At 71.1% G+C, this 12,935-nt stretch carries 11 protein-coding genes; 9 read left to right on the forward strand and 2 right to left on the reverse strand.

All coding sequences use genetic code 11. The features are described 5' to 3' along the window. Positions 1 to 145 precede the first annotated feature (145 nt). The 3 genes from WME75_RS40540 (at position 146) to WME75_RS40550 (ending at position 3,241) form a co-directional block, all read left to right on the forward strand. Complete coding sequence (locus WME75_RS40540; protein WP_437482199.1) at positions 146 to 757, forward strand: Dps family protein; 612 nt, start codon at positions 146 to 148, stop codon at positions 755 to 757. A gap of 181 nt (positions 758 to 938) precedes the next feature. Beyond that, on the forward strand, positions 939 to 2,228 hold the full coding sequence (locus tag WME75_RS40545; protein ID WP_437482202.1) for a phytoene desaturase family protein: 1,290 nt from the start codon (positions 939 to 941) through the stop codon (positions 2,226 to 2,228). Positions 2,229 to 2,248: 20 nt separating this feature from the next. Then, positions 2,249 to 3,241, forward strand: coding sequence for a sigma-70 family RNA polymerase sigma factor (locus tag WME75_RS40550; RefSeq protein WP_437482205.1), 993 nt, complete (start codon positions 2,249 to 2,251; stop codon positions 3,239 to 3,241). Between the two features lie 162 nt (positions 3,242 to 3,403). Here WME75_RS40550 and WME75_RS40555 read toward each other — a convergent pair whose 3' ends face one another. Beyond that, positions 3,404 to 3,736: a polyhydroxyalkanoic acid system family protein gene (locus tag WME75_RS40555; RefSeq protein ID WP_437482207.1), complete on the reverse strand. Its 333-nt coding sequence runs from the start codon at positions 3,734 to 3,736 to the stop codon at positions 3,404 to 3,406. Between the two features lie 313 nt (positions 3,737 to 4,049). On the opposite strand from WME75_RS40555, the gene WME75_RS40560 reads away from it, so the two are divergent. The 3 genes from WME75_RS40560 to WME75_RS40570 all read left to right on the forward strand — a co-directional run bounded on the left by WME75_RS40560 (position 4,050) and on the right by WME75_RS40570 (position 8,391). Then, the gene (locus WME75_RS40560) at positions 4,050 to 5,069 is read left to right on the forward strand and encodes a hypothetical protein (protein WP_437482210.1); all 1,020 of its coding nucleotides are present in this window, start codon (positions 4,050 to 4,052) and stop codon (positions 5,067 to 5,069) included. A gap of 93 nt (positions 5,070 to 5,162) precedes the next feature. Then, positions 5,163 to 6,833, forward strand: coding sequence for an RIP metalloprotease RseP (rseP, locus tag WME75_RS40565; RefSeq protein ID WP_437482213.1), 1,671 nt, complete (start codon positions 5,163 to 5,165; stop codon positions 6,831 to 6,833). Beyond that, positions 6,826 to 8,391 (forward strand): RsmB/NOP family class I SAM-dependent RNA methyltransferase, encoded by a 1,566-nt coding sequence (locus tag WME75_RS40570; protein ID WP_437482216.1) that lies wholly within the window; start codon positions 6,826 to 6,828, stop codon positions 8,389 to 8,391. The genes rseP and WME75_RS40570 overlap by 8 nt, the downstream gene beginning before the upstream one ends. A gap of 105 nt (positions 8,392 to 8,496) precedes the next feature. On the opposite strand, the gene WME75_RS40575 is transcribed toward WME75_RS40570, so the two are convergent. Further along, positions 8,497 to 9,456, reverse strand: a complete 960-nt coding sequence (locus WME75_RS40575; RefSeq protein ID WP_437482219.1) for a hypothetical protein — start codon at positions 9,454 to 9,456, stop codon at positions 8,497 to 8,499. A gap of 567 nt (positions 9,457 to 10,023) precedes the next feature. On the opposite strand from WME75_RS40575, the gene WME75_RS40580 reads away from it, so the two are divergent. From WME75_RS40580 to WME75_RS40590, 3 genes are all read left to right on the forward strand, one after another. Further along, complete coding sequence (locus tag WME75_RS40580) at positions 10,024 to 10,689, forward strand: hypothetical protein (RefSeq protein ID WP_437482222.1); 666 nt, start codon at positions 10,024 to 10,026, stop codon at positions 10,687 to 10,689. A 517-nt stretch (positions 10,690 to 11,206) separates the two neighbouring features. Beyond that, positions 11,207 to 11,584 (forward strand): hypothetical protein, encoded by a 378-nt coding sequence (locus WME75_RS40585; RefSeq protein WP_437482225.1) that lies wholly within the window; start codon positions 11,207 to 11,209, stop codon positions 11,582 to 11,584. Positions 11,585 to 11,856: 272 nt separating this feature from the next. Then, positions 11,857 to 12,933, forward strand: coding sequence for a tetratricopeptide repeat protein (locus tag WME75_RS40590; RefSeq protein WP_437482226.1), 1,077 nt, complete (start codon positions 11,857 to 11,859; stop codon positions 12,931 to 12,933). The last annotated feature ends 2 nt before the right edge of the window (positions 12,934 to 12,935 follow it).

Raw genomic sequence — 12,935 nt, forward strand, 5'->3', positions numbered from 1 at the left:
CCGGCCGGAGGCGAGCGGCCGATGCGGCGCGGCGCGCCGCGTCTGGCCCGGCCGCCCCGCGCGGAGGCGACTCCGGGCCTCCGCCCTTGGACGGAGCGGGCAGCCGCTTTAGATATCCGATGAACCGAGCGACGTGGAGGGGACCATGACATCGAAGCGCCAGCAGCAACAACGTGGGAATGGCGGAGAAACGCGGGCGCTGGAGGCCCAGCCGCTCCTGCGCCAGCGGAGCAGAGAGATCCAGCCTTTCGGGACGATCGTGGAGTATCCGCTATCGCTCGACGCGAAGAAGCGCGCGCCGAGCGTCCAGGTGCTCAATCAGATCCTGGTCGACACGCTCGTCCTCCGCGATCTCTACAAGAAGCACCACTGGCAGGTATCCGGGCCGACCTTCTACCCGCTGCACCTGCTCTTCGACAAGCATTTCAAGGAGCAGACCGCGCTCATCGACCTGCTCGGCGAGCGCGTGCAGACCCTGGGCGGCGTCGCCGTCGCCATGGCGCACGACGTCGCGGAGATGACGAAGGTCGCGCGGCCGCCCCGCGGCCGCGAGCAGGTGCCCGCCCAGCTGTCGCGCCTCCTCGACGCGCACGAGGTGATCCTCGCGGAGACGCGCGAGGCGGTGAGGATCACGACCGAGAACCGCGACGACGGCACCGCCGACCTGCTCATGAGCGACGTCCTCCGCACGAACGAGATGCACGTGTGGTTCCTGTCCGAGCACCTCGTCGACACGCCCCTCGTCCGCGCCACCTGAGCCCCGGCCCGCCCTCGCCCGCGCCGCACAGGCCACCGGCCAGACCGCTCGCGCGGACCCGCCGCCGACCCCCCCCACCCGCCGGCGCCTCCGGCCCTCCGGGCCCGCCCCGGAAATCGACAGGGCGCGCGTAACCTTTCCGGGCCCCCGATCGTGGTACCGCCACGAAAGGGAAATCGTGATGAAAACTACAAAAGACGTGGTGGTGGTCGGCGGCGGGCTCGCGGGCCTCGCGGCGGCGGCGTACCTGGGACGGGCGGGTCGATCCGTCGCCCTCGTCGAGAAGGCGCACGCGCCGGGCGGCCGCGCGGCCACGCAGGAGAGCCACGGCTTCTCGCTGAACCTCGGCGCCCACGCGCTCTACCGCGGCGGCGCGGCGCAGGAGGTGCTCCGCGAGCTCGGGGTCCGGTACACGGGCGCGCCGCCGCCCGCGTCGGGCGCGTTCGCGTTCGACCGCGGCGCCTTCCACACCCTGCCGTCCGGCGCCCTGTCGCTCCTCACGACGGGCCTCTTCGGCCTCGCCGCGAAGCTCGAGATGGGCCGCGTCCTCGGCGGCCTCGCCGCGCTGAGCCCCGCGCCGCTCGCGGCGGTCTCTGTCTCGGCCTGGCTCCGCGACGCCTTCCGGACGCCCGAGGTGCGCCGCTTCGTCGGCATGCTCGTCCGGCTGACGACCTACTGCGCCGACGCCGATCGCCAGAGCGCCGGCGCCGCGCTCGCCCAGGTGCAGCTCGCCCTGAGCCAGGGCGTGCTCTACCTCGACGGCGGCTGGCAGACGCTCGTCGACGGCCTGCGCGGCGCCGCGGAGGCGGCCGGCGTCGAGATCCTCACCGGCGCGCGGGCGACGCGCGTCGCGGTCGAGGACGGCGCCGTCTCCTTCGTGGAGCTCGCGAACGGCGACCGCCTCGGCGCCGGCGCCGTCCTGCTCGCCGCGAGCCCGCGCGCCGCCGCCGCGCTCGCGCCCGACGTCCCGGCGCACGCCGCGCACGCCGAGCGCGCCGTCCCGGTCCGCGCCGCGTGCCTCGACGTCGCGCTGTCCCGGCTGCCTCACCCGCGCTTCCGCTTCGTGATGGGCATCGACCGCCCCCTCTACCTGTCGCTCCACTCCGGGGTCGCGCGGCTCGCCCCCGAGGGCGGCGCCGTCTTCCACGCCGCCCTTTACGGCCCCGAGCTCGCCGGCGGCGACGCCGAACGCGAGCTCCAGGACCTCCTCGAGCGCGCGCAGCCGGGCTACCGCGACGTGCTCGTCGAGCGCCGCTTCCTGCCCTCGCTCGTCGTCTCCAACGCCGTGGTCGCCGCCGAGGGGGGCGGCTACGCGGGGCGCCCCGGCGTCCGCGTCCCGGAGGTCGACGGGCTCTTTCTCGCGGGCGACTGGGTCGGACCGACGGGCATGCTCGCCGACGCGAGCCTCGGCAGCGCGCGGGACGCCGCCGCGGCCCTCCTCGCGCGCCGGGCGCTCGACCGCGCGGCGTGACGGGGTTACCCGGGCGCTCCATGAGCAGCTCCACGGCCTCCTCCGCCTCCTCGGCCCCCGGCGCGGCGCTCGCCCCTCCCCCGAGCTTCGTCGCCGCGAGCTACCGCGAGGACGAGCGCTTCCTCTGGGCGCTCTCCTACCGGCTCACCGGCAGCGCCGCCGACGCGGACGACATCGTGCAGGAGACGTTCGTCCGCGCGCTGGAGCGCCCGCCTGCGCGCACGGACGAGCCTGTACGCCCGTGGCTCGCGCGCGTCGCGCTCAACCTCGGCCGCGACGCCCTCCGGCGCCGCAAGCGCTGCGCCTACGACGGCCCGTGGCTCCCCTCGCCGATCGAGGCGGAGCCCGAGCCCCCGTCGTTCGAGATCCCGGGCAAGGACGGCACCGAGGGCCGCTACGATCTCCTCGAGAGCGCGTCCTTCGCCTTCCTGATCGCGCTCGAGGCGCTCACCCCGCAGCAGCGCGCCGTGCTCCTGCTCCGCGACGTCTTCGACTACTCGGTGCAGGAGACCGCCGACGCGCTCGCCCTGTCGGAGGCCAGCGTGAAGACCACGCACCACCGCGCCCGCCGCGCGCTCGAGCCGTACGAGCGCGAGCGCTGCCGCCCCTCGCCCGAGCTCGTCGAGCGGTCGGGCGCGGCGCTCATGCGCTTCCTGCAGGCCCTCGCGACGCAGGACGTCCCCGCCATCGAGGCGCTCCTCAGCGAGGGCGTCCGCGTCGTCAACGACGCGAACGGCGAGTACAAGGCGGCGCGCCGGATCGTCGTCGGCCCGAACCGGGTCGCGCGGTTCTTCGTCGGCCTGCTGCGGCATGAGGGCGGCCGGGAGCTCCGTCACGAGATCCGCCTCATCAACGGCCTCCCGGCGCTCGTCGTCGAGCGCCGGGCCGGCGTGGACAGGCTGGCTCCGAGGTACGTCCTCCGCTGCGACGTCGACGCGCGCGGCCGCATCACGGCGATCCACGGCGTGCTCGCCTCGCGCAAGCTGACGGCCGTGAAGGCGCTCACCCCGTGAGCGCGGCGGCGAGATCGAGAGAGCGCGGCGAGGAGACAGCCCCTGCCGGCCGAGCACTGGAGTGAGTCATGTCGCGGGGCGTGCTTCGGCCGGCGAAGTCGAACCTGTCACCGCAAGGTAGCGCCGGCCGGCGTTCATGTCCACGGCGGAACAGGCCGCTCGCTAGGCAGTTTTGCCAGCTCCCTGAGCCCGTTCCTTGTGCGCCTCTCCGATGAAGTGGCGAACCTCTTTATCGATGGCGCCGATCGCCACTCCCTTGAAGGGGCGCAGGAGGAACGGCACGTCGAGATCGACGTCCACGGCGCCGGGGCGGAGCTCCATGCTGCCTTTCAGCTTGACCCCCTTCACCGAGAAGCCGAGCTCGGCGCGCTTCTCGTCGAGCCACACGAGGAAGGGCGCGAACTCCGCGTACCGCTCTCGGTATTGCGCGATCGCTCGTTCGGTGACCACCTTCGCCTCGGCGTCGTTCAGGTCGTGCTCAATCGTGTGCTTCATGATGGGACCTCGCAGTTCGTATGGGGGCACATCGCCAGGATCGGCCAGGAGACCTTCCGTCGCGGGCGTCCGCTCGCAGGCGCGGCGCCCGGCCGATTTCCATCGGTGAGATATCACGGATGCGCGGAGCTCGCGGCCCTCGAGGACACGCGATGACTCACTTCTGTGCTCTGTGGCATTTCGCCACGAGGCGAAATTGCAGGTATTTGTGGGCTCGTGCGCATGCGCGCTGAGCCTGGCCGCGGGCACCGGTGATGCAAAGCCCTCTCTCATGCGTGTGCGCGGCGCTCGATCCGGAGATCTCCTGGGGCGCGTGACCGCGCTCTGCCTGCTGGTGGGCGCCGGCGGGTGCGCCCTCCCCACGCGGATCACCTCGGTCGATGAGGAGGTGGCCAGGGTCCAGACGCCGGCGGCGATCGACGAGGGGCTCCGGAAGCTGGAGGAGGCGGAGACCCAGCGGCGCGTCGAGCGGATGATGGCGAGCCCGGAGATGAGGGCGGCGCAGCGGCAGCTCATCGCCGGGCTGCTCGACGGGACGCTCGCCTCGCTGAGCGAGGAGGACCGCGCCGCGCGCATCGACGAGCTCACCGCGCAGTACATGCGGGGGGCCGTGCGGAGCGCGATGGACGGAGCGCTGGACGGAGCGCTGAGCGAGGACCGCCGGCGCGAGCTCCAGCGGGTGGCGGGATCGCTCGTGGCGGCGAGCGTCCGGCAGCTCAAGGAGAGCCTCGACGAGGCCGACCTCGGCCCGTCCGTGGCGACGGCGCTGCGGGAGCAGCTCGGCCCGGCGCTCCAGGGGGTGATCGCCGAGGACCTCGGCCCGGGGATGACCTCGCTGCTCGCCAGCGACGAGCTCCAGCGCGCGCTGGGCGCCACGGCGCGCGTCATCGGCCGCGAGATGGTCGCCGGCGCGAGCGACGCGCTCACCGAGGTGCAGCAGCGGGGCGGAACGCAGGACGGGTCGTTGCTCTCGCGCATCGGCCACCTCGCCGACGAGGGGGCGCAGCTCGTCAGCACGATCACCTGGCTGCTCGGCGCGGTCGCGGTCGCGCTCGCGGTCTGGGTGACGAGGCTGTTGATGCAGCGGAAGCGGTACCGGACCGAGACCGAGCAGCGCGCGCGGGCGCGCCTGCTCCTCGGGGCCATCGAGGCGTCCGAGGGCAAGCCCTGGTCGGACGAGCTCCTCGCGGCGCTCGAGGATCGCTTCCGCACCGAGGAGGAGGCGGCCGAGGTCCAGCTCCGCCGCGCCCGGCACCGGGTCCTCCGGGCGCGCGCCCGCGCGAACGGCGCGAGCGGCGCCGACGGCGGCCCGCCGAGCTCGTCACTCCCCTGAGCCGGCCCTCCACGCCGGAGCGCGCCGCGCCCCGGTGTGCCCCCAGTGGCCAGTGGTCACCGCGCCCGGCCTCGCGTAAAGACAACCGCCGCCGTGGACCTCCTGTATTTCGCGCTGCTCTGCTCCGTGCTCATTTTCGTGCACGAGCTCGGCCACTTCGTGTGCGCGAAGATCTTCGGCGTGAAGGTCCTCACCTTCTCGATCGGCTTCGGCCCCCGGGTGCTGCGCCTGCGGGGCCGGGAGACGGAGTACTGCATCGCGCTCCTGCCCCTGGGCGGCTTCGTGAAGATGCTCGAGGAGAACCGGCAGGAGGCCGTGCTCCCCGAGGATCGCAAGCGCACCTTCGAGTCCCAGGCGCTCTGGAAGCGCGTGATCATCGTCATGGCCGGCCCGGCGATGAACGTGCTCTTCCCGGTGCTCCTCTACTTCGCCGTCTTCATCGGGGAGACGCGCTTCGTCCCGCCGACGGTCGGCGTGGTCCTGCCGGGGCACCCGGCCGAGGGCCGGCTCCTCCCGGGCGATCGCATCCTCGAGGTGGACGGCGAGCGCGTCAGCACCTTCGCCGAGCTCCACCGCATCGTCACCAAGAGCCCGAACCAGGAGCTCCGGCTCAAGGTGTTCCGCGACAAGGAGCACGTCGAGGTCACGGTCGTCCCGGAGGAGAAGGTCGTCCAGAAGCCGCTCGAGATCGTCGACCGGGTGGGCGAGATCGGCGTCAAGCCGAGCCGCCCAGCCGCCGTGGTCGGGGTCTCGCGGCCCGACTCGCCGGCGTTCCGCGCCGGGCTGCGCACGTTCGACGTGGTGACGGAGGTGCGCGGCACGCCCGTGAAGACCTTCGACGACCTGGAGCTCGCGCTCGAGGACAACCGCGGCGCCACGGTGCCGGTCACGTACCTGCGCCCGGTCCCGGTGCAGCGCGCGCTCGGCGGGCTGGCCGAGCTCGCCGTCTACGAGTCGGGCGTCGCCGCGCTGACCCCGGAGACCGGCCACGGCGACCTGCTCGCGCGGACCGGCATCGAGCCGGCCGACCTCTACGTCGCCGAGGTGCCCGAGGGCTCGGCCGAGTGGGACGCCGAGCTCCGGCCGGGCGATCGCATCGCCGAGGTCGACGGGGTCGAGGTCACCGCCTGGTCGACGTTCATCGAGCTGCTGTTCGCGGCGCCCGACCGGCCGCACGTCATCACGTGGCAGCGCTCGGGCCAGCGCAGGAGCGGCACCATCGAGCTCCGGCGCGAGGACTGGGTCGACGAGTACGGCCAGCATCGCCCGCGCTTCTACCTGCGCGCGTCGAACTGGTCGCCGATGGTGGCCGAGCCCTATGTCGAGAGCCCGTCCGCGTTCCGGTTCGCCCTGGAGAGCGCCGTCGACGAGACGTACGACGTCATCCGGTTCATCGTGGTCGGGATCGTCCGCATCATGGAGGGCAAGGTCAGCATCTCCACGCTGGGCGGCCCCATCACGGTGTACGACGTCATCGGCGAGGAGGGCGCGAAGGGGGTCAGCTATTTCGTCTGGGCGATGGCGGTCATCTCGATCAACCTGGGGCTCATCAACCTGCTGCCCATCCCCGTGCTCGACGGCGGTCATCTCCTGTTCTTCACGTTCGAGGCCGTGCTGCGGCGCCCGCTGCCGCTGCGCGTCCGCGAGATCGCGAGCCTCGTCGGGCTCGTGGTGCTCATCGGCCTGATGGGCATCGCCTTCAAGAATGATGTCGAGCGCCGCTGGGACGTGATCCAGGGGCAGTTCAAGGAGCTCGTTGGCTGACCGGACAAAAGGGGATGGGGGCGGCGCCGCGCCGCGCCCGAAGGAGAGCGCGCCGCGCGCGAAGGAGAGCGCGCCGCGCGCGATCGCGGCGCGCGTGCTCGCGCGGGTGTGGGCCGCGGACGCGTTCGCCTCGGCGGCCCTCGACGCCGAGCTGCGCCGTGCCCCGGCGCTCGACCCGCGGGACGTGGGCCTCGCGACCGAGCTCGTCTACGGCGTCCTGCGCGCGCAGGTGGCGCTCGAGGCGCGGATCGCCGAGTTCGCCGCGAAGAGCCGCTGGACGACGGATCCGCTGGTGCGCGCGCACGTGCTGATGGGCGCGTACTCGCTGTGCTTCCTCGATCGTGTCCCCTCGTTCGCGGCCGTCTCCGAGGCGGTGGACGGCGCCCAGGCGGCCGGCGGGCCGCGCGTCGGCGCGTTCGCGAACGCGGTGCTGCGCAGGCTCGCTGCGGCGATGGAGGCCGGTCGCCCGCCGCTCGCGGGCGCGGTGGTCGCCTCGGCGCCGGGGTGGCTGCGGGGCTCCCTGCGCCGCTCGCTCGGCCGTGCAGCGGCCGAGGCGTTCCTGTCGGCCGGCCCGGTGCCGCCGCCGACCGGGCTTTGCCTTGCGCCCGGCGAGGACCGCGACGCGTGGCTCGAGACGCTGCGGGGCGCCGCGCCCGCCGCGTCGTTCGAGCCGGGGCGCGTCTCGCCGACCGCGATCGTCGCGCGCGGCGCGGGCGATGTGCGGCGGCTCCCCGGCTTCGGCGCGGCGTGGATCGGCCAGGAGGAGGGGGCGCAGGCGCTCGCGCTCGCGCTCGGCGCGCGCCCTGGCGAGCGGGTGCTCGACGCCTGCGCCGGCCGGGGCAACAAGTCGTGGATCCTGTCGCGCGCGGTGCTCCCCGGGGGCGCCGTGGACGCGGCGGACCTGTATCCCGCGAAGCTCTCGCAGCTCCGCGCGACGCTGAGCGCGCCTCCGGCGAGCTCGGAGGACGCGGAGGGCGCCGGCGCGGAGGGCGCCGGCGCGGAGGGCGCCGGCGTGGAGGGCGCCGGCGCGGAGGGCGCTGGCGCGGAGGTCGGCGATGCGCAGGCCCGCGATGCGCAGGCCGCCGCGCGCGGCGGGCTGGAGCGGGCCGCTGCGTTCGTCCGCGAGATCTACGCCGTGGACTGGACGGTGGGCGCGGGCGACGTCCCGGAGGGCTACGACCGGGTGCTCGTCGACGCCCCCTGCTCCGGGGTCGGCACGCTGCGGCGGCGCCCGGAGATCGCGCTCCGGCGCGACGCGGACGACCTTCCGCGCCTCGCGGATCTCCAGGTCGCGATCGCGCGACGCGCCGCGACGCGCGCCCGGGACGGCGGCCGGCTCGTGTTCGCGGTGTGCAGCGTGCTGCGCGAGGAGTGCGAGGCCGTGGCGGCGCGGCTCGCGGACCCGGCCGAGGACGACCTCGGCGTCCGGCTCGAGCCGGCGCCGTTCGACGCCGAGATCGCGCGGGAGCTCGCGGGCGGCGGGGACGCGTTCCGGCTGCTGCCGCACGTGCACGGCACGGACGGGTATTTCGCGGCGATGTTCATCGTGCGGCGGTGACGGCGCGCTCGCGTCGGCCCTCCTTCACGGCCTCTCGACGGGGCGGCGAGCGCCTTCGGTCAGGCGCGTCAGCCCTCCCTGACGGAATCGCTGCCGCGCGGAGCGCTAACCGTCGCTCAGCGTTTCCCCATCGCCGGTCGGCTGCGGCCCGTTGCCGTTCTGCGGCGGCTGGATCTCGCCGGCCTTCTTCTTCGTCTTGCGGTTGAACAGCCGCCGCGTCGAGATCGGCACGAGCCGCGGGATGGTGGGGTCGATCCCGTGGGCTCCCTCGAAGGCGCGCAGGATCTGCCCCATGATCAGGACGTTGATCCCGTCGGCGCGGTCGAGCGCGCCCTGGGTCACCTTCCCATCGGCCGGGCGGTTCGTCGCGTTGGCGGCGGCGTTGCGGACGTCCTTCGCCGCGGTCGCGAGCTCCTTTGCATACGAGTCGTCCAGGTTCGCGAGACCGAGCCTGGCCGTGAGCGCCTCATCGTCGCTCCCGAGCCATGCGCGCAGGAGCTTCGCCGTCTGCTCGAGCCCGCGCGCCAGGGTCTCGCTCGTCGTCGCTGTCCCGAACGCGGCGTCGACCTGCGCCCGCAGCCCCTCGTCCCGCCCCGCCGCGTCGCGGAGCGCGTCATAGGCCTGATCGCGGAGCTCGATCGCCCTCGACTGCGCCGCTTCCGCCGCCTTTTCGTGCGCTGCCCTGGCGACACCCGCGGAGGTGCTCTTGGCGGCGAGCTTTCGATCGAGCTGCTCCAGCGCCAGCGCCTGCTGGACGGCGACGGCGAGCAGCGGTTTCGAGAACCCGCGGAGCCTCTTTCTCTGCTCGTCCGACGCCTCTTGATAGAAGTCCCAGGCCTTGCGGTAGATCCGCGCAGCATCGGTGACGATCCGACTGGAGAGGATCGTCTTGCCGACGCTCACGAGGTCCGCGTCGGTCGTGCCGGCGAGGATCGCCTGGAGCGACGACCTGGGAGGCTCGCCGATCTTGCCAGCGAGGAGCTCGAGTGCATGGGTCGCGTCCTCGTCCTCACCATCGAGCGTGGCGTGGTGCGCTTCCTTCGAGGAGGTCTTCTTGGTGGCCATCCGGCAATGGCACCGTCGCGGGCTCGGAGCGTCCAGCGAAAAGAGGACCCCTGTCCGGTCGGTTTCGTGCTCGGTCGTCCACTCGGGCGTCGTGGCGCGGGGTGGGTCCGTGGATCGCCCGCGGCGGTGCCAGCCCACTCCGCCGTGGCGCGCCGCTCGGGCTCTTGCTACCCGCGCCCTCCCGGGCGTCGTGCCGGCGTTCCTCCCAGCTGGCCCGGTCACGGGAGACCCGCGAGCCGTCGGGTCTTTCGCGACTCTCGATGAGAATCTTCAACGCCTGCACGCAATGCTTTGTGCCCCTTCCCATGGCCCTACCTCGCTGGTCGGCCGTCGTGTCGCCGTGGTATGAGGATTCGGCCGCGCTGGACGGGCTATCGCGGTGGTGGGTCGACATCGATCGCACCGAGGAGAACCGTGCGTGCTTTGATTCCGGTCGCCCTTCCATCGAGAGCCGAGATCCGGACACGGGCCGCCGGCGCGGAGGTCAAGCTCGCATGGTAGCCATCGGCGAGACCTGGGAAGGCCACGAGCTGCTGAGCGAGGAGCGCGGCATGATCCGTCACTTGGATGCTGGTGCACGAGGCGCCTCTCTGCGCGGACGAAGGGATCGAGATCAACCTGACCAGTGCAGCCGACCCGCCGGGGCACTGCATCGAGGCCTCGCCCCTTGTCCCGGGCGACGCGTTCGCCTCGGTCACCCTCAAGCCGCCCACGATGGCGGGCAAGTGCGATCCCGTGAAGGACCTTGCTCCGCCGCCCCTCAGCGGGAAGTTTGCACGAGCTTGCCCGTGGACCGATGAGTATGTGACAGACTTCGAAGGGATCGCGTGTATTACCCCCGAAGACGATGGCTCGTGCCGGCTGGGCTTCGACATGCGCTTCGAGTTTCAGGAGATGATCCGAGACGCGCGTACCTGCACGCCCTGCGAGTGCGGTAAACCCGTCGGTGGAAGCTGCATGGCGGACGTGCTGCTCTTCAGCGACGCGAGCTGCTCGAACATGCTGGCCTCGATCAACGAAATCCTTGCAGAAGAAGAAATTTGCCGTGAAGCACATGAGGGTTCTCCTCTGGCAGGAGTGCGTGTGGTGTTCGCGCAGGACGAGCCGGGCACGTGCTCGCCAACAACCGATGTCTCCCTGGTGGACGGCACGATCGAGAGCGGTGAGACCCGAATTTTCTGCTGCTCCAGCGTGGAGCTCGTGGAGGTGATTCATGCCAATGCTGACAATTGACCAAGGCCGTGGGGGAGCAGCCGCGCTGCGCTCGGTTGCGCTCTCCATGCTGGCCACATGGGTGCCCATCGGCTGCTCCTCGCCGGTCCCCCTCGACGATCTACCAGAGCCAGATCCGAGCCAGCTCATCTTGCTCTATAGCGGCCGGCCCGAGTATGCTCCAAGATGCGATCCGCACAGCGATGCCAACCTCCTATGGGAAGGGTGGATGGGGACACCTGGGGAGGAGGAATGCGAGCCATGCTCGTGTGGACCATCGCGATGTGTGCTCTCGCCCAGGGTGCTCGTACACTCCTCGTCCCTTTGCTCCATCAACGACCTCGTAACCACGATTGATGCGGGTAACCCCTGGGATGGGACCTGTTTTCCTCTTCCCGACCCCGTTCCGAGCGATTCGTATGCCTCTGTGACCATCGACCCGCCAGGTGCGTCGGGCTGCCAACCTATCCCCGAGGTTCCTGCGCTGCGGCATACGAACATGGAATTTGTCCGGGCTTGTGGCCCAGACGTGGACGCCGTGTTCACGTCGTTCAGCCGTTGTTATCCGCCGCAGGCGAACGGGGAGTGCTGGGCCGGCCACGAGAGACAGTGGGAGTTCCCCCTCTACAACGACACGCGCACGTGCAGCCCGTGCTCCTGTGGCGAGCCGAGCCGCGGCGATTGCCGCGTGCAGACCACGTTGTACCGGCAGGCAGGATGCTCCGACGAGCTCGGATCCGTTCTCATCTCCGGGCTGGATCGGCAGCTCTGCACGGACACGATCCAGGGGCGGATCGGCGCGGTGCGGTCGATCTTCAATAAGGACGCGCCTACCTGCGCCCCCTCGACCGACTCCACGGTGGTGAGTGGGGAGATCGAGCCCGGTGACACGCACGTGCTCTGCTGCAACCGTTAAGACAGGCGTCACCCCATCCACCTGGACCCGGACCTTCACCACGACGGGGAGGCAGCCGCGCCCCGAGCTCGGCCAGGGGGACGATGGCGACGGCGCTACCGAGCTGTGGGGCCTGGGACGCGAGCTCGGCGACCGCGGCGACGTCGAGCTCCGGGGGCGCAAGCCCGTGGAGCGCGCCGGATCCCTACCAAGGTTCTTTACACCGCTGCCGTCAGGAGCCCCCGTAGGTTCCTACCGAGCCGCACGAGGGGTACGTATCCGAGCTCGGTCGGGTGGACAGCAACGGCGCCGATCTTGCCGACATGCGCCTGCCAGCGCGCTATCCTCTCACCACCATGGAACGCTCACCCGACTGGCTCTCCATCTGCGCCGACGCCGTCGACATGGCAGCGCAAGATGCAGGAGCCCTTGAGACCCACCTACTGAAGAGCTCGAACGACGTCGAGGCGCGCGTGAAGTTGATCGGGTTCTATTTGACGAACCTGAACGATGACGCGCAGAACCGACGAGCAGACCACATTCACTGGCTGATCGCACATCACCCGGAAATCCACCTTGGCGCCTTCTCGCGCGTCTACCCCGAACACTACCCGGATGCGTACAGCGAAGGAAAGCGAATCTGGCTGAGCACGGTATCCAATAGACCCAACGATCTCGCCATGCTGAGGAATGGCGGGGATTTTCTCTCTGCCGGAGATCCAGACATAGCCGAAGAGCTGTACAAGCGAGGATCCACGATCGAACCGGACGAGTCGAGCTGGCGACAGCGCCTGGGAGGGCTGCACTTCGCGTCCAGCATTCGATCCACATCGAGCGAAGAGCGCACACGACTTGCACGAGAGGCGCTCGCGGAGTACGAAGCAGCGCTCACACTTGAGCGCTGTACGCTCGAAGCGCTCGGGATCCTCATGGACATCGCGGAGACGGCAGTCGTGTCGGAGAACTACCAGCGAGCGACCGAAGCCGCAGAGCGACTCCTTGCCGACGCCGCGGATCACGCGGACACATTTCAGTACGGCAATGCCGTACATTGCGCACACATCGTCCTGGGAAAGGTCGCGATAGCCCGCAACGAGCCAGCCAGCGCGGCAGAACACCTGCGGGCCGCGAGCGAGGTCCGCGGCTCGCCACAACTTAACAGTTTTGGCCCCGATTTCGAGCTCGCATCCCAATTGCTGTCCATCGGGCAGCGAGACGCTGTTATCGACTACATCGACGGTTGCAAGAAGTTCTGGAAGAGGCACGCTTCACTTCTGGAAGAATGGACGCTCGCCATCGGTCGCGGCGAAACGCCGGATTTCTCAAAGCACTGGACGAGCGAACCAACGTCGCCATCGCTCGGTAGCTAGAC

Origin of the sequence: Sorangium sp. So ce1014, assembly GCF_051521505.1 — a bacterium.
Lineage (GTDB): Bacteria > Myxococcota_A > Polyangia > Polyangiales > Polyangiaceae > Sorangium.

Excerpts from the sequence above, each read along its gene's own strand:
- WME75_RS40540 (WP_437482199.1), top strand. The coding sequence starts at position 146 with ATGACATCGAAGCGCCAGCAGCAACAACGTGGGAATGGCGGAGAAACG.
- WME75_RS40545 (WP_437482202.1), top strand. The coding sequence starts at position 939 with ATGAAAACTACAAAAGACGTGGTGGTGGTCGGCGGCGGGCTCGCGGGC.
- WME75_RS40550 (WP_437482205.1), top strand. The coding sequence starts at position 2,249 with ATGAGCAGCTCCACGGCCTCCTCCGCCTCCTCGGCCCCCGGCGCGGCG.
- WME75_RS40555 (WP_437482207.1), bottom strand. The coding sequence starts at position 3,736 with ATGAAGCACACGATTGAGCACGACCTGAACGACGCCGAGGCGAAGGTG.
- WME75_RS40575 (WP_437482219.1), bottom strand. The coding sequence starts at position 9,456 with ATGGCCACCAAGAAGACCTCCTCGAAGGAAGCGCACCACGCCACGCTC.
- WME75_RS40580 (WP_437482222.1), top strand. The coding sequence starts at position 10,024 with ATGCTGGTGCACGAGGCGCCTCTCTGCGCGGACGAAGGGATCGAGATC.